This is a genomic window from Alistipes sp. 56_sp_Nov_56_25 (assembly GCF_001915285.1).
GTDB classification, from domain to species: domain Bacteria; phylum Bacteroidota; class Bacteroidia; order Bacteroidales; family Rikenellaceae; genus Alistipes; species Alistipes shahii.
Map to the genome: position 1 here is coordinate 25,140 of NZ_MNQF01000009.1, position 24,212 is coordinate 49,351.

The following is a 24,212-nucleotide window of genomic DNA, read 5'->3' on the forward strand; positions in this document are numbered from 1 at the left end:
CGTTTCGGGCGGAAAATCGGTTACTTTCCCTGCAATGCGTCCATCACGGCGTTGCTCTGGCGGCGGAAAAGACGCAGGTTGTAGGTGAACTGGAACGACACGTAGCGGCCGACGGCCAGGTTCGTCACGTTGCGCAGCGTCGTTCCCGACACCGTGCGGCGGAAGGTCGTGCCGTTCTGGTCGAGAATGTCGTTCACTCCGACGCTGGCTTCGCCCAGGCAGTTGCGGAAGAGCTTGACACCGAGCATCGCGTTGCAGATCAGCCGTTCTTCGAGGAACGTGTCCGTGATCCCCCGGTAGTAGTTGTAGTCGGCGTTGGCGCGCAGGACGAGGCGTTTCCAGAGGACGAACGTCGTCTCGGCTTTCGCCGTCTGACTGAAATAGGTGTTGTCGAGCGTGCGCACCTCGGAGGAACTCCGGCTCACGTTGTAGCGGCCCGTGTAGCTCAGGCGGAAGTCCACCGCTTCCGAGATGTTGCTGCCGAGCGTCAGGCCGGCATTGTAGACGTTGTTGTTCAGAAAGTTGCGTTCGCCGTTGATGATGCTCGGGATGCGGCCCGTCGAGATGCCCGCCCGGAAATTGAGGTTCGAGCGCAGCCACCGGACCGGCATGCCGTAGTTGACGCTGGCGCGCAGGCTCCAAAGTCCCGCGAGGTTGACCGGCTTGGTGTACTGGTTGCCTTCGCCCAGTTTGGTCCCTTCGTCGTCGATCACGAAATCCGGCGAGTCGATCACCAGCGAGTCGGTGATGGTGTTGGGGCTGGCCGTCGCTTCCGCCGAGACGGTGAAGGTGCGCCCTTTGGCGGGATTCGCCCGGATGTACTGGCCCGAAAGGCGGTGGGTGTAGACCGGGTCGAGACCGGGGTTTCCGGCGAAGACGTTTTGGCGGTTGGTGGTGTTGACGATGTCCTGCAAGTCGGTGGCGCGGGGATTCGACGTGCGTCCCGAAGCGTTGAACTTCAAGGTGTTGTTGCGGTTTACGTTGATGTTGGCCACCACGCTGTATGTCAGGTTGTCGAACGACGTCTCGGTCTTCCGCGCATAGGGAAAGGCGTAGTCGCTGCTGAAGGCGGCGTGCTGGTAGTGGAGCGTTCCGGCGATCTTCGTCTTTTTGAAATAATACTGGTACGTACTGCCGATGCGGTGGGTCAGGTAGGCGTAGTCGTATTCGGTGGACTGCCTGGGGTTGCGCTCGTCCGGAAAGACGTTCTCTTTGGTGAGCACGAACGTATTGCGTTCGACGCTGTTGTCGGTGTAGTTGATGCGGTATTCGAAGCTCAGGCGCGAGCGTTTCGAGAGCGAACGGGTGTAGCTCACGTTGCCGTTCACGTCGTAGCCCGGCTGGTCGCGGTCGGTGCGCGTGATGTTGCGCGAAGAGTAGTCCGACGTGTCGCACTCTATGTTGTCCGGGTCGCGGAAGGTGTACTGCCGCGGGCGGCTCAGCTGTTCGTAGCTGCGGTAGGTTCCTCCGGCTCCGACGGTCAGGTTGTGCGACTTGGCGCCCGGCAGGCGGTAGCGGTAGAGCAGGTGGTTCGAGACGTTGTAACCGTCGCTGTTGTTGTGGCCGAAGTTGCGGCGGCGGTAGACGAAGCGGATGTCGTCGTCGGAGAACTTGTTGTCGGTGCGGCTCCGCAGTTCGTTGCGGGAGTTGTTGTCCTGCAGGCTGAACGAGGTGCGCATCATCACCGAATGGCGGTCCGAGAACTTGTAGTCGATGCGCGAGTTGAAGCGGTGGTTGAGGTTGAGCGTCTTCGAGCGGTTCTCGTCGTTGTAGAGCACCAGTTTGTCCGTCGAAGTGAAGGTCTGCCGGTCGCTTTGGCTGGTGTTGCGGTTGTCGGTGCGGTTGAAGAAGTAGCTGGCCGTGACCTTTCCCTTCGCGCCCCAGTCGTCGCTGTAATTGACGCCGATGGCCTGCACCGTCGAGATGCCGTCCAGCGGGCGGACCATGAAGCTGTTGTTCGGGCTTTTCCGGCCCGACCGGTCCGTCGTGCCGAGAATGTCCTCGAACGAGAAGTTCTGGCGGCTGATGTTGTTCGCCAGGCCGACCACCGAGATGCGGCGGTCGTTGTCGAAAATGTTGACATTGCCGCCCCCGATGTATTTGTCCGCAATGCCGTAGGCGCCGTAGAGGCGGCCGAAGGCGCCCCGCCGCTTGTCGGGAAGCGTCACGATGTTGAGCGACGTGTGCCCTTCGCCGGTGTCGACGCCCGTGAACTCCGACTGGTCGCTCTGCGAGTTGTAGATGTCGATGCTCTCGATCATGTCGGCCGGAATGTTGCGGATGGCCGACATCACGTCGTTGCCGAAGAACTCGCGTCCGTCGACGTAGATGCGCTGCACGGTGCGCCCCTGGGCTTCGATGCCGCCGTCGGCGACCTCCAGTCCGGGCATCTTCGAGATCAGCGATTCGGCGTCGGCGCCGAACGAGACCTTGTAGGCCGAGGCGCGGTAGGAGAGCGTGTCGCCGCGCACCGACGAACGGAGCGCCGGGGCTTCGACGGTCACCTGGTCGATGGCTTCGGCGCGGGGCGCGAGCCACAGCGAATCGAGCCGGACGGTTGCCGCGCCGACCCGCAGGTCGCGGCGCAGCGAGTCGTAACCGAGCGAGGTGACGGTGAGGCGGTAGTCCCCGTGCGGCACGCGGGGGAACGTTCCGCGTCCGTCGATGTCCGAAGTGGTGTAGAGGGGCGCCGCCGCGGTGTCGGTGCGGCTGCGCAGCTCGGCCACGGCGCCCACGACGGCCTCGCGCGTCGCCCGGTCGGCGACGCGGAAACGCACCTCTGCGGACTGTGCCGCGGCGGTCGCGGCGCAGAGCAGAAATTGCAGGAGCAGCAGTGTTTTTCCCGGGTTCATCGGATTAGGGAAGGATTCAGTTGCCAAAGATAGCAATTTTGATCTTTCGGTCCCTCTTTTTTGGGGATGTTTGTGACATATTGGGACGCCGTTCGACAAGTTTTGACCATAAAATGGTCCCGATTACCCGGCCGTTTTCGTATATTTGTCGAAATAATTGCGGACCCCGATCCGTTTCACTCGTAAATCTGGGAACCTTAACATGAAGAACAAGGATATTTTCACCTTCCGCGACGCGGAGAAACAGGCTGGTCCGGTCGCCTTTTCGACGATGCTCAAGCCGGCCGGTTCGGCGTGCAACCTCGACTGCCACTATTGCTACTACCTGGACAAGGCCGTGCAGTACGGCGGCCGGCAGGCCGTGATGAGCGACGAGCTGCTGGAACTTTACGTCCGGCAGTACATCGAGGCCAACGAGGTTCCGACGGTGCAGTTCTGCTGGCACGGCGGCGAACCGCTGCTGCTGGGGGTGGATTTCTACCGGAAGGCGATGGACTTCCAGCAAAAATACGCCGATGGCAAGAAGATCGAGAACATCCTCCAGACCAACGGCACGCTGGTTGACGAGGCGTGGTGCGACCTCTTTGCCGGGAACAATTTTCTGGTGGGGATTTCGCTCGACGGGCCGCAGGACATTCACGACGCGTTCCGCCTGACGAAGGGCGGCCGGCCCACTTTCGAGCGGGTGATGCGGACGATCGAAATGTTCCAGCGCAGCGGCGTGGAGTACAATACGCTGAGCGTGGTGAACCGTCTGTGCGAGGGGCGCGGCGGGGAGATTTACCGCTTCTTCCGCGACACGGTGCACAGCCGGTACATGCAGTTCCTGCCTGCCGTGGAGCATGTCGTCGACAAGCCCGGGTTTCACCGCCCGCTGATCGTCTCGCCCGACCGCGAGGGGGCGCGGCTGGCCGAATGGTCGGTGACGGCCAAGGGTTACGGGGAGTTCCTGTGCGACGTGTTCGACGTGTGGGTGGTGAGCGACGTGGGACGTACGTTCGTGCAGATGTTCGACGCGACGCTGGCCCAGTGGTGCGGCGTGCCCCCGGGCGTCTGCTCGATGGGCGAGACGTGCGGCGACGCGCTGGTCGTCGAGCACAACGGCGACGTCTATTCGTGCGACCACTTCGTCTATCCCGAATACAAGTTGGGCAACATCCGCGAAACGCCGTTGTCGGAGATCTACCGTTCGCGCAAACGGGTGGATTTCGGCCTTGCCAAGCGCAATGCGCTGCCCGCCGAATGCCTGCGGTGCAAATACTATTTCGCCTGCCGGGGCGAATGTCCGAAGCACCGCTTCGAGACCGGTTCCGACGGCTGCCGCAAGAACTCGCTCTGCGAGGGATTGCAGCATTGGTTCCGCCATTCGGAACCCTACATGGAGTACATGCGCGACATGCTGGCGCGCGAGCAGTCCCCGGCGTGGGTCATGCCCTTCGCCCGCAAGCGCATGGGGCTGGAGTAGCGTCTTACCCGGTTTTTTCCGTTTTTTGCGTTTCAGGAGCGCCCGCACGAGCGGCACGGCCGATGCGGGGGGGGTGAGCCATCCCGCGCCCGAACGCGCGTCGGCGACCCTTTCGGCGTAGGTTTGGGCCGCCGGGAGCGTTTCGTGCGCCGTGCGGGCCGCGGGGCCGGCCGGGACTTCTGCGGCGAAATGGGCCTGAAAACAGAGGAGGCGCCGCATTGCTGCGACACCTCCGTACGTGCAGGTCCTGTAAGCCGGGTTCTGTTCCCGGGGCGAACCCCGGGCCCCTGTCATTTATCTAGGACGGCAGTCTCCTGCCGCCTCAAGCAACCTACCCCCCGGCATCGGGCGAGCAACCCTTGATTGCCGGTATACACGGTCTTGCAACCCACGGGACGTACTGCCGGGCGACATTGCTGCCCCCGCGGTGGGCTCTTACCCCGCCTTTTCACCCTTACCCGCCGGAATTCCGAAAATCCCCTGCGGGCGGTCGTTTTCTGTTACGCTGCCACAACCTCACGGCTGTCAGGTCATTAGCCTGCGTGGCGCTCTGCGTTGCCCGGACTTTCCTCTCCCGGCTTGCGGCCGGCAGCGACAGAGCGGACCTGCGGGACAAAGGTAGGGAATTAAAAATTAAGAATTAAAAATTAAGAATTAAAAATTAAGAATTAAAAATGCAGTAACCGCTGATCTCTCTCTAATTTTTAATTCTTAATTTTTAATTCTTAATTTCTTATAGTATCTTCTTCACCCACCGGAACCCCTTGTAGGGCGGGTAGCGCAGCGGCAGGTCGGGCCGCGCCGGAGACTCGACCACGCCGCGGCGGAGGGAGAAGGCGTCGAAGCTGTCGTGGCCGTGGTAGCGGCCCATGCCCGAGTTGCCCACGCCGCCGAACGGCAGGCGGTCGTTGGCGATCTGCATGATCGTGTCGTTGATGCACGCGCCGCCCGAGGAGGTATGCAGCAGGACTTCGCGGCCCGTCTTTTCGGGTCCGAAGTAGTAAAGCGCCAGCGGTTTTTCGCGGTCGTTGATCAGCGCCACGGCTTCGCCGATGTCGTCGAAGGGGAGCATCGGCAGGACCGGACCGAAGATCTCCTCCTGCATCACGGGCGCGCCGGGGTCGACCTCCGCGAGCAGCGTCGGCTCGATATAGCGGTCGGAGGGGTCGGTGCGGCCCCCGACAAGGATTTTCCCCTGCGCGAGATAACTCGTTACGCGCCCGAAAGCCCGGTCGTTGACCAGCCGACCGTAGTGGGGGCTTTGCTGCGCGTCGTCGCCGTGAAGCCGATGCAGGGCGCGGGCGAAGGCTCGGGAGAACTCGTCTTGCAGCGATCGGTGGATCAGCAGGTAGTCGGGTGCGATGCAGGTCTGCCCGGCGTTGAGGGTCTTGCCCCAGGCGATGCGGCGCGCCGCGACCTCGATGTCGGCGCCTCGGTCCACGATCGAGGGGCTTTTGCCGCCCAGTTCCAGCACGACGGGCGTGAGGTTGCGGGCCGCGGCGGTCATCACGATCCGTCCCAGCGCGGGGCTTCCCGTGAAGAAGATCACGTCCCAGCGCATGCCGAACAGCAGGGTGTTGACCTCGCGGCCGCCCTGCGCGACGGCGACGTACTCCTCGTCGAAGATCTCGGCGATCATCCGCTCGAGGACCTCGGCGACGTTCGGGGTGTAGGGAGAGGGTTTCAGCAGGGCGGTGCAGCCCGCCGAGATGGCTCCGACCAGCGGGTTGAGCAGCAGCTGCACGGGGTAGTTCCACGGTGCGACGATAAGCGCCTGCCCGAGCGGCTGGGAGAGAATGCGGCTTTTCGACGGCAGGAGTTTCAGCGGCGACGGACGGCGTTCGGGACGCATCCATTTGCCGAGGTGGCGCAGGTGGCTGCGGATTTCGCCCCGGACGATGCTGATTTCGGTGAGGTAAGCCTCCTTGGGGGATTTGTGCAGGTCCGTCCACAGGGCGTCGCAGAGGCGTTTCTCCCAGTTCGCGAGCGCCGCGTCCAGACGCCGGAGCATCGTGCGGCGGAACGCCTCGGAGAGCGTCGCTCCCGAGCGGAAGTAGGTTTTCTGGGCCGCCGCGAGGGCCGAAATGCGTGCGGCAGGGGTGTTTTCGAGGGACATGGGCCGTTATTCTGGGGTTGTGACGGAACCTTGCAAAGCCGCTGCCACACTCCGCGGCGCGGCTATTTCTCGCGGAAGATGTTCAGGTGAGCCAGCAGCGGGTTGCGGCGGTCGAGTACGACGAATTCCAACAGCAGCAGGACCAGCGCCGCGATGAGCAGGTATTGGTACTGCTCGTTGAACTCCTCGAAGCGGACCGTCGAAAGTTCGGTCTGCTCCATCTCGTTGATCGCCTTGACGATCTCGTCGAGACCGATCGACTGCTTCGACGAGCGGACGTAGGCGCCGCCCGTGATGTCGGCGATTCGGGCCAGCATCTCCTCGTTGAGCTTTGAGACGACCATTTCGCCCGCCTCGTCCTTGATGAATTCGCCGCCGATCTGAATCGGGGCGCCTTCGGGCGTGCCGATGCCGATGGTGAAGATCTTCACGCCCATCTGTGCGGCGCGCTCGGCGACGGCGATGGCGTCGTCGTCGTGGTTCTCGCCGTCGGTGATGAGGATGATGACGCGGCCGTGGCTCTGCTCCGTGTCGCCCGAGAAGGCCAGCAGGGCCTGTTCCAGCGCCTTGCCGATGGCCGTGCCCTGCACCGATACCAGCGACGGGTCGATCCGCCGTGCGAAGGCCCGGGCCATGCGGTAGTCCGAGGTGATCGGCAGCTGGACCTTGGGTTCGCCCGCGAAGACGACCAGTCCCACGCGGTCCTGCTGCAACCCCTCGAAGAGTTTGCCGATGGCGTATTTGGTCCGTTCGAGACGGTTGGGTTCGAAATCTTCGGCCAGCATCGAGTTCGAAACGTCGACCGTGAGCATCATTTCGATGCCCTGGGCTTTCTCCTCGCGGAGCTTCGAACCGAACTGCGGGCGCGCCGCAGCCAGTATGACCAGCGCGACGGCGGCGCAGAAAAGGATGAACCGGAGAGCCGTGCGCCCGGTCGATACTTCGGGCATCAGCTCCTCCAGAATGCCGGGGCGGCCGAAGCGTGCGAGCCGTCTGCGGCGGTTGCGGGCCGCCAGCCAGTAGAGCGCGACGAGCGCCGGGACGGCCAGCAGCAGCCAGAGATATTGCGGATTTGCGAAACGGAACATAATTAATGCGGACCCTGCGGATTGTATCCTGTTTTTTGCCCATATTCAACCCGCCGGGTCTGCATTAGGGCACTTGCAGTGCCCGTTGAATATCGACATTTCCTCCTGAATCCTCCCCTTGGCAAAGGGAGGACTTTGCCCGGGGACCGGAATCGCCGTTCCGTCAGGGTATTCGCTTCAGTACGAGGTTCGAAAGCAGGAACTCGGTGAACAGCAGTCCCAGCGCGGCCAGCGCCCATGTGAGGAACAGTTCGTGGTAGGAGATGTGCTCCATCACCTCGATTTTGCTCTTTTCGAGCTGGTTGATCTCGTCGTAGACGGCCTTCAGCTTCTCCTTGTCCGTGGCCCGGAAGTAGCGGCCGCCGGTCATGTCGGAGATCGCCTTCAGTACCTTTTCGTCGATCTCGACCTTCTGGTTGACGAACGTCAGGTTGCCGAACATGTCGATGGCCGGATAGGGGGCCATGCCCTCCGTGCCCACGCCGATCGTGTAGACGCGGATGCCCTGCGCCTTGGCAATCTCGGCGGCGGTCATCGGCGCGATCTGGCCCTGGTTGTTCACGCCGTCGGTCAGCAGGATGATGACTTTCGACTTGGCATCGCTCTCGCGCAGGCGGTTGATCGCCGTGGCCAATCCGTTGCCGATGGCCGTGCCGTCCTCGATCAGTCCGCTGCGGATGCGGGCCAGAAGGGTTTGCAGCGTGCTCTGGTCGGTGGTCAGCGGGCTTTGCGTGAAGGCTTCGCCGGCGAAGGCCACCAGTCCGATGCGGTCGCCGTAGCGGTCGGCGATGAACGATCCGGCCACCTCCTTGGCGGCCGTGATGCGGTCGGGCTTGAAGTCGCGTGCCAGCATCGAACCGGAGACGTCGATGGCCAGCATGATGTCGATGCCCTCGGTGTTGGTGCGGACGTTCTGTTCGACGTCCTGCGGGCGCGCCAGCGCCACGACGAGCAGCGCGAAGGCCGCCGCACGCAGCGCGAAAGGCAGGTGGCGCAGGTAGTAGCGCACGGTCCGGGGTGCGCGCACGACGCCGGCGACGCTCGAAATCTGGATCGAGGCTCCGCCCTGCAACGTCCGCCAGACGTAATAGCCGATCATCGGCACGAGCAGCGTCAGCAGCCAGAGATAATATGGTGAAGCAAAATGCATAGCTTACACAATTAAAAATTAAGAATGAAAAATTAAAAATTATTTTGTCTCTTTCATTGTTTTCAGGATACTTGCAAGAATATTCGTCAATTCCCGGCAATCGGTAAAAATACTTTTAAATTCGTTCTCCGCCAGGTAGTCCGTGCTGTATAACAATTCCAACCAATATTCGGTTTCATACGCTTCCTTTAATGCAATGTGCATTTTTGCGATGAAATTCTCTTTCGATTGTCCTCCGATTGCTTCCCGGACGTTTGCTCCGATACTCGTTCCGCTTTTAAGCAGCTGTTTCGAAAGTATGTACTCGTTATTCGTTTCGGAAATATGCTTATACAGCCGGACAATCCGGATTGCAAAATCGAGGCTCTTGTCCTTTATGGTGTTATCGGCCTTCAATTTTTAATTCTTAATTTTTCATTTTTAATTAAAAAACTACCAGTTTTTCTTTCCGCGGACGACCACGCCCTGTTTCTCCTTGAGTTTCTCCTGGGTCTTGTCCTCCTGGGCCTGGATGGCGTCGAGCATCTGCTGCTGTTCCTGCGGCGAGATGCCCGAAGGCGTCGGCTGCCCCTGCTGGTCGCCCTGGTCCTCCTTGTCGCCCTTGCCCTCCTGCGGGTTCTGTTTCTGATCGCCCTGCTGGTCCTTGGGGTCGCCCTTTTGGTCCTTCTGATCGCCTTTCTGATCGGGGTTCTGCTGACTCTGATCGTTCTGGTTCTGATCCTTGTTCTGGTCTTGGTTCTGGTCCTTGTTCTGATCTCCGCCGCCACCGCCGCCGTCCTTGTTCTCGTCGAGCAGCCGCTTGGTGTAGGCGTAGTTGTACTTGGCCTCCATGTCCGAGGGGTTCAGGCGCAGCGACTGCTTGTAGCTTTCGAGCGCCTCCTGATACTTCTGTTGCTTGAACTGCGCGTTGCCGAGGTTGTAGAACGCTTCGGCGCGCTCCGTGTCCGCGCGCAGCGAGTCCGCCGCGGCCTGCTGCATGGTCTGCTCGGCACGGTCGAACCGTTCGGCCTTGTAGAGGGCGTTTCCGAGGTTGTAGATCGCTTCGAACTGTCCCGGAGCCGCTTGCAGGGCCTGCTCGTAATGGCCGGCCGACTGCTCGTAGTTGCCCTTGTTGTACTGCCGGTTGCCTTTGCGCACCAGCGAGCGTTCGGGCAGCTGTTGGGCCTGCACCCCGGAGGCGGCAAAGAGAAACAGAATGATATAGAGTGACTTGTACATCGTTGTCGCGTTTAGTTTTGCTTCGGGGACTCTTCCTCGGCGGGAGCCTCCTCCTCGACGGGTTTCGTCTCCTCGACGAAGTAGTACGCCTTGAGGTAGTCGGCCTCGTTCTGCTCGGCCTCGGGCGTCGCCTTGGCGAACTTCACCAGGTCGGCGTCGCGCAGGATCGCCGTCAGGTCCATCCGCGCCTTGTCGGGCAGCTCCTCCGGGCGCATCGTCTCGATGATCTCGTCGGAGGTCATCTCCATGGCGCCGAAGCCCCAGCGGGCGGCGATATAGGTGCGCAGGATGTCCGTAAGGCCCGAATAGTACTGCTTATGCCTGTTGTTCTGCCACAGTTTCTGGTTGTGGAGCGCTTCGAGGGCCTGGATGGCCGCCACGTGCGGCGGGAGCGGCGGAGCGGGTTTGAACAGGTCGCCGAAACCCTTGCCGCGGCTGGCGAGGTAACGCTTGAGCGCATAGCCCGCCGCGAGCAGCATCAGGAGGAAGAAAACGCCCCACTTGACGTAGCCGCTCACCTCGCGGAAGCGGAACGGCAGGTTTTTCTGGGCTTTCAGGTCGTAGATCGACTGCGACGTGGAGTCGATCTGGAACGTCGCAACCTCCAGATAGACCGAATCGGTGCTCCGGAGCGTGTCGAGGATGTTCTTGTCGGCGTAGAGCACCTGCGCCGCGCCGAGGTTGTATTTGCCCTCGTCGAATGCGGCCAGCCGGTAGCGCTTGCGCAGTTTGAGCCGCCGGCCGTCGCGTTCGAGCGTGTCGACCGGGCAGTTCTCGACCAGCTCGATCTTGCCGTCGCGGGGGTCGAATACGGGGAATTCCACGACCTGCACCAGATCCTTCTCCACGTCGATGACGTAATCGAAGCGGTCGCCGATCATAATGCTGTCGGGTTCTACGCGCGCCGTGACCGTGGGCGTCTCCTGCGCCCGGGCCGCGAGTCCCGCGAAAAGAAGCGCTATTGCAAAGAGTCGTTTCATCGCTGTTTGAACAGTTTTATCAATTCGGCCACATAGTCGCCGTCGGTCGAGATCATCGCCGTGTCGATGCGGTTGTGCTTGAGCGTCGCCTCTATTTCGCCGCTGCGCCGCTGCCACGAGGCGGCATAGTGGTCGCGCACGGCCCGCGACGAGGTGTCGACCCAGACCTTGCGGCCGCTCTCGGCGTCCTTCAGCTCGACGATGCCCACGTCGGGAAGCTCCGTCTCGCGGGGATCGTAGACGCGGATGCCCACCAGGTCGTGCTTGCTCCCGGCGATCTTCAGCGCGTCGTCCAGCGCCGACTTGTCGCCGGTCGAGTCCATGAAGTCCGAGAGGATGAAGGTCGTGCAGCGCTTCTTGTTGACATTCGTCAGGAAACGCACCGGCTCCGAGAGTTTCGTGCCCGCGGATTCGGGGCGGAAGCCGATCAGTTCGCGGATGATCATCAGAATATGGCTGCGGCCCTTCTTCGGGGGGATGAACTTTTCGACCCGGTCCGAAAAGAAGATGCAGCCCACCTTGTCGTTGTTCTGCGCGGCGGAGAAGGCCAGCACGGCGGCGATTTCGGTGATGATGTTCTTTTTCAGCCGGTCGGTCGAACCGAACATGCGCGAGGCCGACACGTCGACCAGCAGCATCATCGTCAGTTCGCGTTCCTCCTCGTAGACCTTGATGTGGGGTTTGCGCGAGCGAGCCGTGACGTTCCAGTCGATGTCCCGCACGTCGTCGCCCGCACGGTACTCCCGCACTTCGGAAAACGACATGCCCCGCCCGCGGAAAGCCGTATGGTACTTTCCGGCGAAGATCTCGTTGGAAAGACCGCGGGTCTTGATCTCGATCTTGCGGACGCGTTTGAGAATATCGTTCTCGGTTTCCTGCATCGTTAGGGTACGATTACGTTGTTGAGAATGTCGGTGATGATCTCCTCGGTGGTGATGTTCTCGGCCTCGGCCTCGTAGGTCAGGCCGATGCGGTGGCGCAGCACGTCGTGGCAGACGGCGCGCACGTCCTCGGGGATGACATAGCCGCGGCGGCGGATGAAGGCGTAAGCCCGGGCGGCCTTGGCCAGCGAGATCGACGCACGGGGCGAACCGCCGTAGGCGATCAGGTTCTGCAACTTCTGGAGGTTGTACTCCGCCGGCTCGCGCGTGGCGAAAATGATGTCGATGATGTATTTCTCGATCTTTTCGTCCATGTAGACGTCCTCGACCACCTTGCGGGCCTTGACGATGTCCTCGGGAGTGATGACCTTGCCCACCTCGGGCATGCCGGCGCCCGAGAGGTTCATGCGCACGATGTCGCGCTCCTCCTGCTTCTTGGGGTAGGAGATCTTGGCCTTGAGCATGAAACGGTCGACCTGCGCCTCGGGCAGCGGGTAGGTTCCCTCCTGCTCCAGGGGGTTCTGCGTGGCCAGCACGAGGAACGGCTGCGGCAGGGGATAGGTGTTGTCGCCGATGGTCACCTGACGCTCCTGCATGGCTTCCAGCAGCGCCGACTGCACTTTGGCCGGGGAGCGGTTGATCTCGTCCGCCAGTACGAAGTTGGCGAAGATCGGACCCTTGCGTACGACGAAATCCTCGTTCTTCTGCGAGTAGATCAGCGTGCCGATCAGGTCGGCGGGCAGCAGGTCGGGGGTGAACTGTATGCGCGAGAAACAGGCGTCGACAGCCTTGGCGAGCGTGGTGATGGCCAGCGTCTTGGCCAGTCCCGGGACGCCTTCCAGAAGGATGTGTCCGTTGGACAGCAGGCCGATCAGCAGGGTGTCCACCAGGTGGCTCTGGCCCACGATGACCTTTCCCATTTCGTTGCGGAGCGTATCGACGAAAACGGATTCGCGTTCGATGCGCTCGTTGAGTTCTTTGATGTTGATGACTTCGCTCATTGTATTTGTCGTGTTATTCTGTTTGTTTTTTCAATTTTGTTTTTCCAACGTTTTTTCATCGAAATTATTGCAAATTTAATAAAATAAAACCGGTAAAACAGTCCGGTTTCATCGGTTTTTTTCTATCTTGTTATCTGTTAACCCTTAATCCCGATTTTCTATGAGTAATCTCATAAGCAGGAGGGTCGATAAATCTCTCCTTTTGCATTGCAACTGGGGTTGGGATGGAAAGTACGACGGATACTTTGCCGGCAAAGCTTTCGATGCAGTGAAAGGGTGTTATTTGGCAGACGATAACGCTGCCGTTTCGCAGACGCGGGGTGCGAACGCGAAGAATTACACCTGGTGGTTCCGGATCGTTACTTATAATAAACCGTAGCGATTATGAAAAAACTTGTTCTTCTACTGTGTGTTTTGTCGGCTGTCGGTTGCGTCAAATCATATGAGGATTATTACACCCGTTCATTTGTACTTTCATATGGGAATATGAGGGGAATATCCGTTGCTATGACAGATTTCGGATTGGGGTATTCTGTCGATTTTGTTGGCGAGGGCGAATGGGATATAGCTATGAGCGGTAAAAAGAAGGATTTCTATAATCAATTGTGCGAAAAACACAACGATGTATCTTATAATCGTCGGGTTCGGGTTTATTTTTATGATCAGGGACTCAACCCGCGGTGTTTCCGGGATTTCGTCAATCTGGAGGTGTGGAGTTCCGCGGACTGGGATGCCGAACATCCTGCGGGGACGTCGCTCAACGATCTGGCGCGCTTTTCCAGCAACACGCCCTGGCCCTATATTCAGAGCGGCTATACGCAAAAATACCATGAACAACTGAACGGTGAATATTATCCCGTCGATAAATTGATTTCGGAGCTTACGCCGGATGATATGACGCTTTTGCCCAGAGGGGGTTTTTATTTTCGGTTTGTCACCCGGCCGGCGCAGCCCGGAAAGCATACGCTTTTCGTGCGCCTGACAGCCGATGACGGAAAGGTGTTCGAGGCGAGTTGCGACGTGGACTTTCAATAAGCGTGTCGTTGCTGTCGGGGACTGATTTCAGTGTGGGTTTTCATGTCCGCTATTTTGCGGCGCGGCGGTAAAATTTTCCGAAATCGGCGGAACTTTGTCCGAAGGGCGTGCAAAAAAGTATTAACTTTGCGGTCATGGAATCCAAAGAATCGCCGATATTACAAGGTCTGAACCCCGCCCAGCGGGATGCCGTGGTCAATTACGACTCGCCGTCGCTCATCATCGCGGGCGCGGGGTCGGGCAAGACCCGCGTGCTGACCTCGCGCATCGCATACATGATCGAGCAGGGCATTAAGCCCTGGAACATTCTGGCCCTGACCTTTACGAACAAGGCCGCCGAGTCGATGCGCGAACGCATCGCGCAGATGCTGCCCGACAACCGCAGCCGCTATATCCGCATGGGTACGTTCCACTCGGTCTTTTCGCGCATCCTGCGCGAGAACGCCGAAAAGATCGGGTTCACCGATTCGTTCACCATCTACGAACCCAGCGACTGCAAGAACCTGCTGAAGACCATCGTGCGGGAACTGAACCTTCCCGACGAGAAGTACAAGCCCAACGTGCTCTCTTCGCGTATCTCCTATGCCAAGAACTGCCTCGTCACGCCGGGCGCCTATCTGGCCAATTCGACCTGCGCGGCCGAGGACCGGCAGGCCCAGATCCCCGAATTCGGCAACATCTACAACATCTACTGCCAGCGTTGCAAGCGCAACGGCGCGATGGACTTCGATGATCTGCTTTTGCAGACCAACATCCTGTTGAGGGATTGTCCCGACGTGCTGGCCCGCTATCAGGAGCAGTTCCAATACATTCTGGTCGACGAGTATCAGGACACCAACTATGCGCAGTATACGATCATCCGCCGGCTGTCGCAGACCCATTCGAAGGTCTGCGTCGTGGGCGACGACGCGCAGTCGATCTATTCGTTCCGCGGGGCCAAGATCGAGAACATCCTCTCGTTCAAGAAGGATTATCCCTCGGCGATGGTCTTCAAGCTGGAGCAGAACTACCGTTCGACGCAGACGATCGTCGATGCGGCCAACTCGGTGATCGTCCGCAACTCGAAGCGCATGGAGAAGCATTGTTTCTCGGAGGGCGACGTGGGCGACAAAATCCGCATCCTGAAGGCATACACCGACCGCGAGGAGGCCGAAATGGTCGTTACGGACCTGCGCGACAAGGTCCGCGCGGCGGGCGACGAGTGGTCGGAGGCTGTGATTCTCTACCGCACCAACAACCAGTCGGCCGTGCTGGAGGACAACCTCCGCCGCCGGGGCATTCCCTACCGCATCTACAAGGGTTCGTCGTTCTACGACCACAAGGAGATCCGCGACATGATGGCCTATATCCGGCTGGTGATCAATCCCCGCGACGACGAGGCGTTCAAGCGCATCGTCAACTATCCGGCCCGCGGCATCGGCGACACGACCGTGCAGCGTATCGCGGCATTGGCCGCCGAGCGGGGCGTCTCGATGTGGGAGGCGGTCGACGCGCTGGTCGCCGAACCCGTCACGGACCCCGTGCAGCGCACCATCGCCCGCAAGGTGGCGGATTTCGTGGCGATGATCCGCGCGCTGTCGCTGGCGCGCAACGACAAGGGGCTGTACGATTTCGGACTGGAGATCGCCTCGCGGTCGGGCATCATCGCGGCCTACCGCACGGAGAACACCCCCGAGGCCGCTTCGGCGCTGGACAACATCGAGGAGCTGCTGAACTCGATGCAGGAGTTCAAGGAGCGGGTCGACGCCGAAATCCGGGGCGGCGAGCGTCCCGAAGAGGAGGAGGCCACCATCGAGGAGTGGTTGCAGAACATGATGCTGATGACCGACATGGATCAGGACGACCCCGACAGCAAGAACAAGGTGACGCTGATGACGGTCCATTCGGCCAAGGGGCTTGAATATAAGTATGTGTATATCGTGGGTCTGGAAGAAAACCTCTTCCCTTCGCAGCGGGCCGTCGAGTCGCCCGACGGCATCGAGGAGGAGCGGCGCCTGTTCTACGTGGCCCTGACCCGCGCCAAGGTTTCGGCGACGATCTCCTACGCCGAAATGCGTTTCCAGTGGGGAGAGTCGAAGTTTACGCGTCCGAGCTGTTTCCTGCGCGAGATCGACCCCCGGTACATCGAGTCGGACGCCGATTTCGCGGAGACGCGTCCGCAGCGTCGGCCCGGCGACGACGGACCCGCGGCCATCGACGAACTGCGCCGCCGCTTCGACTACCGCTTCCAGCAGAAACAGCAGGGGGGCGGACGTTTCGGAGGCGGCGGAAACGGCGGTTCGGGCGGTTACGGAAGCCGCAGCGGTTCCGGCGGAGGTTTCGGCCGTGCGGCCGACGGCGAGTCGGGTCCCGCGCGTCGTTTCGCGCGGGCTGCGGAGTCCCGGCGTCCGGCGGCGGCTCCCGATCCGGCGCTGGTGCAGACGCCCCGGCCTTCGACCGACGGCATGCGCCGTGTCGGCGTGCGGCAGGCGATGGACGGCGGCCTTTCCTCCGGAAGTGCGGCGGCGGTGAGCGGCGAATACGTCGTGGGACAGCGCGTCGAGCACCCGAAATTCGGCGTGGGCATCGTGCAGCGCATCGAGACGCTGTCCACGGACCACAAACTCGTGGTGGCTTTCGACAATGCGGGCGAAAAGACCCTGCTGGCCAAATTTGCGAAACTGACCAAACTCTGATCGCGATGGAGACGCCGCTCGTATCGGTCTGCATGACCACCTACAACCACGAACCCTATATCGCCGAGGCCATCGAAAGCGTGCTGGCGCAGCAGACCTCGTTCGGAGTCGAACTGGTCGTGGGGGAGGATTGCAGCACGGACCGCACGGCGGCGATCTGCCGCGAATATGCGGCGAAATACCCGGACCGCATCCGGCTGGTGACCTCGCCGGAGAATGTCGGCTGGCGGGCCAACTACCGGCGGACGTTCGAGGCGTGCCGCGGGAAATACGTGGCCTACCTCGACGGCGACGACTGGTGGTGCGATCTCCGGAAATTGCAGATGCAGGCCGACCTGATGGAGTCGGACCCCGGGTGCGGCATGTGCTATACGCGCGCCTCGAACTACTGGCAGGCCTCGGACCGCACGGAACCCGACCACCCGGACCATTACACCGATTTCGGGCGTCTGCTGTGCAGCCTGACCATCGCCAACTGCGCGACGCTGGCCCGCCGGGAGTTGATCGCACGGTATTACGACGAGGTTCGTCCCGCGGAGCATCCCGAGTGGAAGACCGACGACGCCCCGATGTGGCTCTGGTTCTCGGTGCGCAGCCGCATCAGCTATCTGCCCGACATCACGGCCGTCCACCGGCGCCTGCCCGACAGCGTGAGCCACAGCACGGCCTACCGGAAACGGATCGCCTTCTGCGATTCGCTGATGGACATAAGCCTCTGGTTCGACGCCCGCTACGGTGCGGGCCGCAACCGCTTCCGCATTCTCCGGCGGCGCAGTTCGGTGGCTTTGTGGGTCCTTTCGTGGGAAGGTCCGGTCGGGGAATACGTGACGCGCTGGCGGCGCGACGTTGCGGCCTGCCCGCGCCTCGCGCTCTGTCCCGAAGGGCCGGGACTGCTGGTGAAAAAGATTCTTTTCCGACGTAAAAAACAGCATTTATGACGACCAAACAACGTTATGACGGCGTAATCGCCTGGTTTTCGGAGCATATGCCCGTGGCCGAAAGCGAACTGCACTACTCGGACCCTTATCAGCTGCTGGTGGCGGTGATCCTCTCGGCGCAGTGCACCGACAAACGGGTCAACATGACCACCCCGGCGCTGTTCGAAGCCTTTCCCACGCCGTACCACATGGCCCGCGCCACGGCCGAGGAGATTTATCCCTACATCCGGAGCATCTCCTACCCGAACAACAAGGCCAGAAACCTCGCGGGAATGGCCCGGATGCTCTGCGAGGAGTTCGGCGGCGAAGTCCCGAGCGACCTGGAGCAGATGCAGCGTCTGCCCGGCGTGGGCCGCAAGACGGCCAACGTGCTGGGGGCTGTGCTGTGGCAGAAGGAGGTGATGCCGGTCGACACGCACGTTTTCCGCGTCTCGGAGCGCATCGGGCTGACAACCCGTTCGAAAACCCCGTTGCAGACGGAGCTGACCCTCGAAAAGAACATTCCCGGCCATCTGCTGCCTCTGGCCCACCACTGGCTGATCCTCCACGGGCGTTACGTCTGCGTGGCCCGTGCCCCCAAATGCGACGAATGCGGCATTGCGACCTGGTGCCGCAAATACGCCTCCGATCACCGCCAACCTAAAACCTTGAAGATATGATGAAACTCGCTTTCCGCCTTTTGCTGATTCTGCTGCCTCTGGGCGGCATGGCCCAAACGCCGCAGGATTCCCTGCGGGTGCTGTGGGTCGGCAACAGTTTCTCCTATTGCAACGATTTGCCCGGCATGGTGCAGAAGATCGCCTCGACCCAAAAGGTAAAACTCTCCTGCACGCGCTTTCTCAAGGGCGGCGAACGCTTCTCGGGACACCTGAAAAACAAGAAGCTGTTGCAGGCCATTGCCGACGGCGGCTGGGATTACGTCGTCCTGCAGGAGCAGAGCACGGTTCCCGCGATGCCGACCGGACAGGTGGCCCGCGAGGTCTATCCCGCGGCCCGGACGCTCGACAGTCTGGTGCATGCCGCGTCGCCCGACGCCCGGGTGATCTTCTACATGACCTGGGGGCACAAGTACGGCAACCGCAAGCCCGTGGCCGAATACCCGCTTTCGAACGGATACGAGGGGATGCAGGAGCGGCTGAAGACCAGCTACCTCGAAATGGCCTACGACAACGGCGCATGGTGCGCTCCGGTGGGCATGGCGTGGCGCGCGGTGCGCAGCGAGCGTCCCGACTGCATCCTCTACCGGCCCGACTGCTACCATCCCGCGGTTCCGGGCAGCTATCTGGCTGCCAACGTCATTTTCACGACGATCCTCCAGCGTCCCTACCAGACGGCCTTTACCGCGGAGCTTCCGGCCGAGCAGGCCGAATATCTCCAGCGTACGGCCCAGCGAACCGTGCTCGACAACCTCGTGCTGCTGAATATCCGGTAGGCCGGTTGGTTTATCGCCTGTTTTTTTCTATCTTTGTCGGGTCCACCAATGCGGACCAACCCGAATGAAGTTATCGAAAGAACATATCGAACGTCTGCGGGAGATGCTCGCCCGACCCGGGCAGCGCATCGTCGTCGTCTCCCACACCAACCCCGACGGCGACGCCGTCGGATCGTCGCTCGCATGGGCCGAGGTCCTGCGTACGATGGGACATGCGGTGACCTGCGTCGTGCCCAATAAATATCCCTATTTCCTCGACTGGATGCCCGGGATCGACGAGGTGGTGATCTTCAAGACCGACACCGAAGGGCGCGCACGGCGCGCCATCGCGGAGGCCGACATGATTTTCTGCCTCGATTTCAACGCCGTTTCGCGGCTCGAAATCCTCAGCGACACCATCGAGGCCAACACCACGGCCCGCCGCGTGCTGATCGACCATCACCTCTCGCCCGACGAGGGCTTCGACCTGATGTTCTCGCACCCCGATTCGTCGAGCACGTGTTTTCTGGTGTACAGCATCGTCGAGGCGATGTGCGGCGCCGGGGCTATCACACGCCGCATGGCCGAGTCGCTCTACGTGGGCATGATGACCGACACGGGCAATTTCGCCTTCTCGTTCCTCACCCCGGAGCTGTTCCGCGCCGTGGCCGTGCTGGTCGAGAAGGGCATCTCGATCCCCGACATTCACAACAGCGTCTACAACGCCTATACCGAGGGCCGCGCGCGGCTGTTCGGCTATGCCATCAACCGCAAGATGGAGGTGATCCAGGACGGGACGGTGGCCTACATGTCCTTGCTGGAGAACGAGATGCGCCGCTTTCAGTTTCAGCAGGGCGACAGCGAGGGATTCGTCAACTACGCCCTCACGATCAAAAAGGTCAAGATGTCGGCCATGTTTCTCGCCCACCGCAAATTCATCCGCGTGTCGCTGCGCTCGCGGGGCGACGTCGACGTCAACCTCTTCGCCCGGAAGTATTTCAGCGGCGGCGGCCACAAGAACGCCGCGGGGGGCAAGTCGTTCGTCTCGATGCAGGAGACCATCGACCACTACGTCCGTTCGGTCAGGGAGTTCGCCGACGAAGGGCATCTGGGCTGACGCCTTATGGACGATTTCCGCCTCAAGGTCTTTATCGCCGCGGCCCGGACGTTGAGTTTCACCCGGGCCGCCGAACAACTCTACATTTCGCAGCCCGCCGTCAGCAAGCATGTCGGCGAGCTGGAATCCCGTTATAAGGTGCAGCTTTTCACCCGCCGCGGCAGCCATCTGGAGCTGACCGATGCGGGGCGTACGATGCTGGAGGCGGCCGGGCGGCTTCTCGACGACTACCGCCGCCTCGAATACGAGATGAGCCTCTGCGCCGACCAGACCGGGGGCGAACTCCGCCTCGGGGCCAGCACGACCATCGCGCAGTACCTCCTTCCGCCGATTCTGGCGCACTTCACGGCGCGCTTTCCCGGGGTGCGGGTCTCGATGTCGTCGGGCAACAGCGCCGAGGTCGAGCAGGCGTTGGGCGAACATGCCGTGGATCTGGGGCTGGTCGAGAGCCTCAGCCGCCGGCAGGGGCTGCACTACACGCTTTTCAGGCCCGACGAACTGGTGCTGGTGGCCCGTCCGGGCGGGAAATACGCCCGCCGGGAGACGGTGACGCCCGAGGAGCTGCCGCGCATCCCGCTGGTGTTGCGCGAAAGCGGCTCGGGGACGCTCGAAGTGATCGCCGCGGCCCTTGCGGCCAGAGGCATCCGTCTCTCGCAGTTCGATGTGACGATGCGCCTCGGGTCGACCGAGGGGATCAAGGCCTTCGTCCGCAACAGCGACGCCATGGCCATCGTATCGGTGATTTCGGTGGTGGATGAACTGCGCAGCGGCGCGCTGCGGATCGTCGACATCGAGGGGCTGACGCTCTCCCGCGATTTCGTTTTCGTGCATGCCGAAGCCGAACCTGCGCGTCTGGCGCGGCGGTTCATCGACTTCGCCCGGGCGGATTTCTGATTGCCGGCCCCCGGTTTCCTTATCCCTGCGTCATAACTTCAGGTTATCCCGGATAACCAAATCTTGTTTCGTATCCCGATAAAAGATGCGACCTTTGCCGTCGCAATGAAGCAAAAGTTATCGGTCGTCATTAAAATTGCAAGGATATGTTGGAAAAAGGTAACAGGGCGAACACCCTGCACGGAATTCTCCTGATCGCGCTGTTTTCGTTCGCGGCATTTTACATCGCCGAAATCCCCGTTGTCAGACGGCTCTCGTTCAGCCCCCTGATCGTCGGCATCGTGCTGGGCATGCTCTACGCCAACAGCCTGCGCAACCGGCTGCCCGAAACCTGGGTCCCGGGCATCCGGTTCTGCACGAAGCAGGTGCTGCGCTGGGGCATCGTCCTCTACGGGTTCCGCCTGACGCTGGCCCAGGTGGCGGCCGTGGGCGTGCCGGCCGTCGTCGTGGACCTGATCGTCGTGACGGTCACCATTCTGGGGGGCGTTCTGCTGGGCCGCCTGCTGAAGATCGACCGCGACACGGCGCTGATGACTTCGACGGGCAGCGCCATCTGCGGCGCGGCGGCCGTGCTGGGGGCCGAGCCGGTGGTGAAGTGCGAGGGGTACAAAACCGCCATCGCCGTCTCCACGGTCGTCATTTTCGGAACTCTCTCGATGTTTCTCTATCCGGTCATGTACCGCACGGGCATGCTCAACGGGATGACCGACACGGAAGTGGCCGTCTACACGGGCAGCACGCTGCACGAGGTGGCCCACGTGGCCGGGGCGGGCAACGCGATGGACCCCACCGATGCGCTGGGGATCGCCGGAACGGCCACCATCACCAAGATGATCCGCGTCATGCTGCTCGCGCCCGTGCTCGTGATCATGGGCTTCGTGCTGGCGGGCCGCCGGAAGGAATCCGGGGGCGAAACGGGAAAACGCAGGATCGCCGTGCCGTGGTTCGCCTTCGGGTTCATCGGGATCATCGGTCTCAATTCGCTGCTGCAAAGCCTTTGCGGGGTGGAGACGGTCCGGGAAATTCCGCTCAACGGGACCATCGAGTACGTCGATACCTTCATGCTGACGATGGCCATGACGGCGCTGGGGACCGAAACGAGCCTCGACAAATTCAGGCAGGCGGGGGCCAGGCCTTTCGTGCTGGCCGGCCTGCTCTACGTCTGGCTGGTGGCGGGCGGTTACTTCGTCACGAAATACGTGGTCGGCATGTTGTAGCGGCCGCTTTACAGTCTCGGCAGCTCCGGATTCTCGTGCTCGGAGTAGCGGAGCACCCGTTCCCGAATGAAGTCCGCGAAACCGCGGGCCTCTTCGTATGTAAGGGCCTCGGGATAGCTCATCAGCACCAGCCGGTGGGGATGGAACGGCCGCCGGAACGAGGGGTGGATATACGCGTAGGGATTGGCGACGAAACCCAGCCGCTGGTAGAAATGCTGGCGGCGGACCGAGATTTCATCCTCCGGCGGGTCGATCTCCAGAATGACGCGCCGCCCTTGGCAAAAGGCCGCGAGGGCTTTTGAACCCATGTTCTGTCCCCGCAGGCGGGGCGAGACGGCCAGGTGCTCGACGTAGCGGTAATCCCCGGCGTTCCAGTGGAAGAGGATGCCGATGAACTCGTCGCCGCGCCAGATGCCGTCGGCCTCGAAATGCGGGTCGCCGAAAGCGCGGTCGTAACCCGTGCCGTCCCAGCGTTCGCAGTCGGGGAAGGAGGCTTCGTAAAGCGCCCATGCTTCGGCCCAGCCCTTGTCCGAGCGTGATTTGAACGGTATGAATCGCAGTTGCTGTGTCATGGTTTCCAATTTTCGGCAAGATACGGCAAATTTCGCATAAAACCCAATTTTCACGACTGCCCGAACGAGCCGCAGCCGCTTCTGCGGCGCCCTGCCCGTTTGCCGGGAGCGGAAAAATCCCCGGAGCTTCGGCCCGGGGATTTCCGGTTTCCGGGGGGGCGGAAAGGGACGCTCCGAAAAAAAAATCGCACGGCGGGGGTCGGTATCCGGAAAAGGCGTGTCTACCGGGTGAAGACAAAGAGAAAAAATCTGTTTTGTGTAAATGATATGCAGAAAGAGATAGACAGACTGATCAATTCGTACCGGAGCAACGCTTTAAATAAGGAGGAGGCCGGTATGCTGGCGGGATGGCTGGAGGAGTCGGATGAAAACCGGGCTTATTTCAGGGAGTGTCTCGCCAGACGGGAGCTGCCCGCGTCGGCCAAGGCGGAGCGGGAATGGGCGCGTTTCGCAGCCCGCAACAAGATCCTGTTCGCTGTCCCCGAGGTCGCCGGACGGCGCCGGAGTCGGTTCCTGCGCTATGTGGCGGCGGCCGCCGTGGTTGCGGCGGGCGTTTGCGCCGTGTGGTTCTGGCAGCGCACCCCCGATGTCGCGTCCGAAGCCGGGGCCGGGGCGGAGATCAGCGCCGCACAGCCCTTGGAATACCGCACGGCGTGCGGCGAGAGGCTCGACATCGTGCTGCCCGACGGGTCGAAGGTCTGCATGAATTCCGAGGCGACGCTCACCGTGGACCCGGGATTCGGGAAGGCGACGCGCGAGATCGAGTTCGACGGCGAGGCGTTTTTCACCATTTCGCCCGACAAAAACTGTCCGTTCATCATCCACAGCGCCAACAACAACTATACGGTGCTGGGAACGTCGTTCAACCTGCAATCCTACGCCCGGGAGAATTTCGCCGTGGTGACGCTCCATACGGGGTGTTTGCAGGCGCAGGCCCGGAAGGACGTCATCATCCTCGACCCCCTCGACACGGCGATCGTCTTCTGGATCGCAGCCTCGGCCCTGTCGTTCATCCTCGCGCTGTTCGTCTCGAAGAAGTCGCACGCGTAAGAACCTTCAGACTGAAACGATGTGCGTGCGATTCGATCTCATGCGCCCTTGCGGCGTGAATCGCTATGCGCTGGCCCTTGTTGCCCGGGCGCCGGCCGGGGATGGGGCCTTGCTGTCAATGTGACGAGCGGTGCAAGTGGGGGGGCGAACAAAACGAAAATGAAAAACCGCAGCCGATTGACAATCAGCTGCGGTTTTGTTTTCGTGTGCCCAGGACAAGGATTGATTTGTGAGAACAGATACAAATAGATGAAATTTGAACGTATTTATAATATATTGAAATACAGAATATTAAAATTGCATGCTATGAAATGTGTTTTGTCTGTTTTTAGCTGTTTTGCAAAAATGCGGACACGGTGCGGACATGAAAGTATTGCTGTATTCGAATCTAAATCATATCTTTGTAGAGCATAAAATGAGGATGTATGGCAAAAGTTACATATGTTTTGGCGCAAGGGGAGAACAGCGCGGGAGAATCGCAAGTTAATTTCCGTGTCTATGTTTCCCGCGAATTGCGTGTACGTGTGCCGTCCGGCATTTGGGTCGATCGGA

At 61.0% G+C, this 24,212-nt stretch carries 20 protein-coding genes and 1 other RNA gene; 10 read left to right on the forward strand and 11 right to left on the reverse strand.

Features of this window, described 5'->3' with window-relative positions; all coding sequences use genetic code 11:
- Positions 1-20 precede the first annotated feature (20 nt).
- Positions 21-2,879, reverse strand: a complete 2,859-nt coding sequence (locus tag BHV64_RS04470; RefSeq protein ID WP_288115590.1) for an outer membrane beta-barrel protein — start codon at positions 2,877-2,879, stop codon at positions 21-23.
- 175 nt (positions 2,880-3,054) lie between these two features.
- On the opposite strand from BHV64_RS04470, the gene BHV64_RS04475 reads away from it, so the two are divergent.
- Entirely contained in the window at positions 3,055-4,317 is a 1,263-nt protein-coding gene (locus tag BHV64_RS04475) for an anaerobic sulfatase maturase (RefSeq protein WP_288115591.1), read from the forward strand.
- A gap of 234 nt (positions 4,318-4,551) precedes the next feature.
- Here BHV64_RS04475 and rnpB read toward each other — a convergent pair.
- The 9 genes from rnpB to BHV64_RS04520 form a co-directional block, all read right to left on the reverse strand.
- Positions 4,552-4,928, reverse strand: an RNA gene (gene rnpB / locus BHV64_RS04480) — RNase P RNA component class A.
- A gap of 122 nt (positions 4,929-5,050) precedes the next feature.
- The gene (locus BHV64_RS04485; RefSeq protein ID WP_195579269.1) at positions 5,051-6,433 is read right to left on the reverse strand and encodes an aldehyde dehydrogenase family protein; all 1,383 of its coding nucleotides are present in this window, start codon (positions 6,431-6,433) and stop codon (positions 5,051-5,053) included.
- A 62-nt stretch (positions 6,434-6,495) separates the two neighbouring features.
- On the reverse strand, positions 6,496-7,521 hold the full coding sequence (locus tag BHV64_RS04490) for a VWA domain-containing protein (RefSeq protein WP_015546956.1): 1,026 nt from the start codon (positions 7,519-7,521) through the stop codon (positions 6,496-6,498).
- Positions 7,522-7,684: 163 nt separating this feature from the next.
- Positions 7,685-8,671 carry a vWA domain-containing protein gene (locus BHV64_RS04495; RefSeq protein ID WP_015546957.1) on the reverse strand — a complete coding sequence of 329 codons (987 nt, stop codon included), beginning with the start codon at positions 8,669-8,671 and terminating at the stop codon, positions 7,685-7,687.
- A 39-nt stretch (positions 8,672-8,710) separates the two neighbouring features.
- Entirely contained in the window at positions 8,711-9,067 is a 357-nt protein-coding gene (locus tag BHV64_RS04500) for a four helix bundle protein (protein WP_044054279.1), read from the reverse strand.
- Positions 9,068-9,103: 36 nt separating this feature from the next.
- Positions 9,104-9,889: a tetratricopeptide repeat protein gene (locus BHV64_RS04505; protein ID WP_217726965.1), complete on the reverse strand. Its 786-nt coding sequence runs from the start codon at positions 9,887-9,889 to the stop codon at positions 9,104-9,106.
- Positions 9,890-9,900: 11 nt separating this feature from the next.
- Complete coding sequence (locus tag BHV64_RS04510; protein ID WP_015546959.1) at positions 9,901-10,869, reverse strand: hypothetical protein; 969 nt, start codon at positions 10,867-10,869, stop codon at positions 9,901-9,903.
- Positions 10,866-11,750: a DUF58 domain-containing protein gene (locus BHV64_RS04515; RefSeq protein WP_022061559.1), complete on the reverse strand. Its 885-nt coding sequence runs from the start codon at positions 11,748-11,750 to the stop codon at positions 10,866-10,868. Before BHV64_RS04515 ends, BHV64_RS04510 begins: the two co-directional genes overlap by 4 nt.
- 2 nt (positions 11,751-11,752) lie before the next feature.
- Entirely contained in the window at positions 11,753-12,751 is a 999-nt protein-coding gene (locus BHV64_RS04520; RefSeq protein ID WP_015546961.1) for an AAA family ATPase, read from the reverse strand.
- 384 nt (positions 12,752-13,135) lie between these two features.
- Between BHV64_RS04520 and BHV64_RS04525 the strand changes: the two genes are divergently transcribed.
- The 8 genes from BHV64_RS04525 to BHV64_RS04560 all read left to right on the forward strand — a co-directional run bounded on the left by BHV64_RS04525 (position 13,136) and on the right by BHV64_RS04560 (position 22,038).
- On the forward strand, positions 13,136-13,786 hold the full coding sequence (locus tag BHV64_RS04525; RefSeq protein ID WP_157359467.1) for a hypothetical protein: 651 nt from the start codon (positions 13,136-13,138) through the stop codon (positions 13,784-13,786).
- Between the two features lie 134 nt (positions 13,787-13,920).
- Positions 13,921-16,461, forward strand: coding sequence for an ATP-dependent helicase (locus tag BHV64_RS04530; RefSeq protein ID WP_149886836.1), 2,541 nt, complete (start codon positions 13,921-13,923; stop codon positions 16,459-16,461).
- Positions 16,462-16,466: 5 nt separating this feature from the next.
- Positions 16,467-17,399 (forward strand): glycosyltransferase, encoded by a 933-nt coding sequence (locus tag BHV64_RS04535; RefSeq protein ID WP_015546964.1) that lies wholly within the window; start codon positions 16,467-16,469, stop codon positions 17,397-17,399.
- On the forward strand, positions 17,396-18,058 hold the full coding sequence (gene nth / locus BHV64_RS04540) for an endonuclease III (RefSeq protein WP_015546965.1): 663 nt from the start codon (positions 17,396-17,398) through the stop codon (positions 18,056-18,058). Before BHV64_RS04535 ends, nth begins: the two co-directional genes overlap by 4 nt.
- Entirely contained in the window at positions 18,055-18,831 is a 777-nt protein-coding gene (locus tag BHV64_RS04545; RefSeq protein ID WP_288115592.1) for a DUF4886 domain-containing protein, read from the forward strand. The genes nth and BHV64_RS04545 overlap by 4 nt, the downstream gene beginning before the upstream one ends.
- Before the next feature lie 64 nt (positions 18,832-18,895).
- Positions 18,896-19,927 carry a DHH family phosphoesterase gene (locus BHV64_RS04550; RefSeq protein ID WP_015546967.1) on the forward strand — a complete coding sequence of 344 codons (1,032 nt, stop codon included), beginning with the start codon at positions 18,896-18,898 and terminating at the stop codon, positions 19,925-19,927.
- Between the two features lie 6 nt (positions 19,928-19,933).
- Entirely contained in the window at positions 19,934-20,821 is an 888-nt protein-coding gene (locus BHV64_RS04555; RefSeq protein WP_015546968.1) for a LysR family transcriptional regulator, read from the forward strand.
- Between the two features lie 146 nt (positions 20,822-20,967).
- Positions 20,968-22,038, forward strand: coding sequence for a YeiH family protein (locus BHV64_RS04560; RefSeq protein ID WP_015546969.1), 1,071 nt, complete (start codon positions 20,968-20,970; stop codon positions 22,036-22,038).
- Between the two features lie 8 nt (positions 22,039-22,046).
- On the opposite strand, the gene BHV64_RS04565 is transcribed toward BHV64_RS04560, so the two are convergent.
- Positions 22,047-22,610: a GNAT family N-acetyltransferase gene (locus tag BHV64_RS04565; RefSeq protein ID WP_015546970.1), complete on the reverse strand. Its 564-nt coding sequence runs from the start codon at positions 22,608-22,610 to the stop codon at positions 22,047-22,049.
- Between the two features lie 267 nt (positions 22,611-22,877).
- Between BHV64_RS04565 and BHV64_RS04570 the strand changes: the two genes are divergently transcribed.
- Positions 22,878-23,660, forward strand: a complete 783-nt coding sequence (locus BHV64_RS04570) for a FecR family protein (protein ID WP_229108301.1) — start codon at positions 22,878-22,880, stop codon at positions 23,658-23,660.
- The last annotated feature ends 552 nt before the right edge of the window (positions 23,661-24,212 follow it).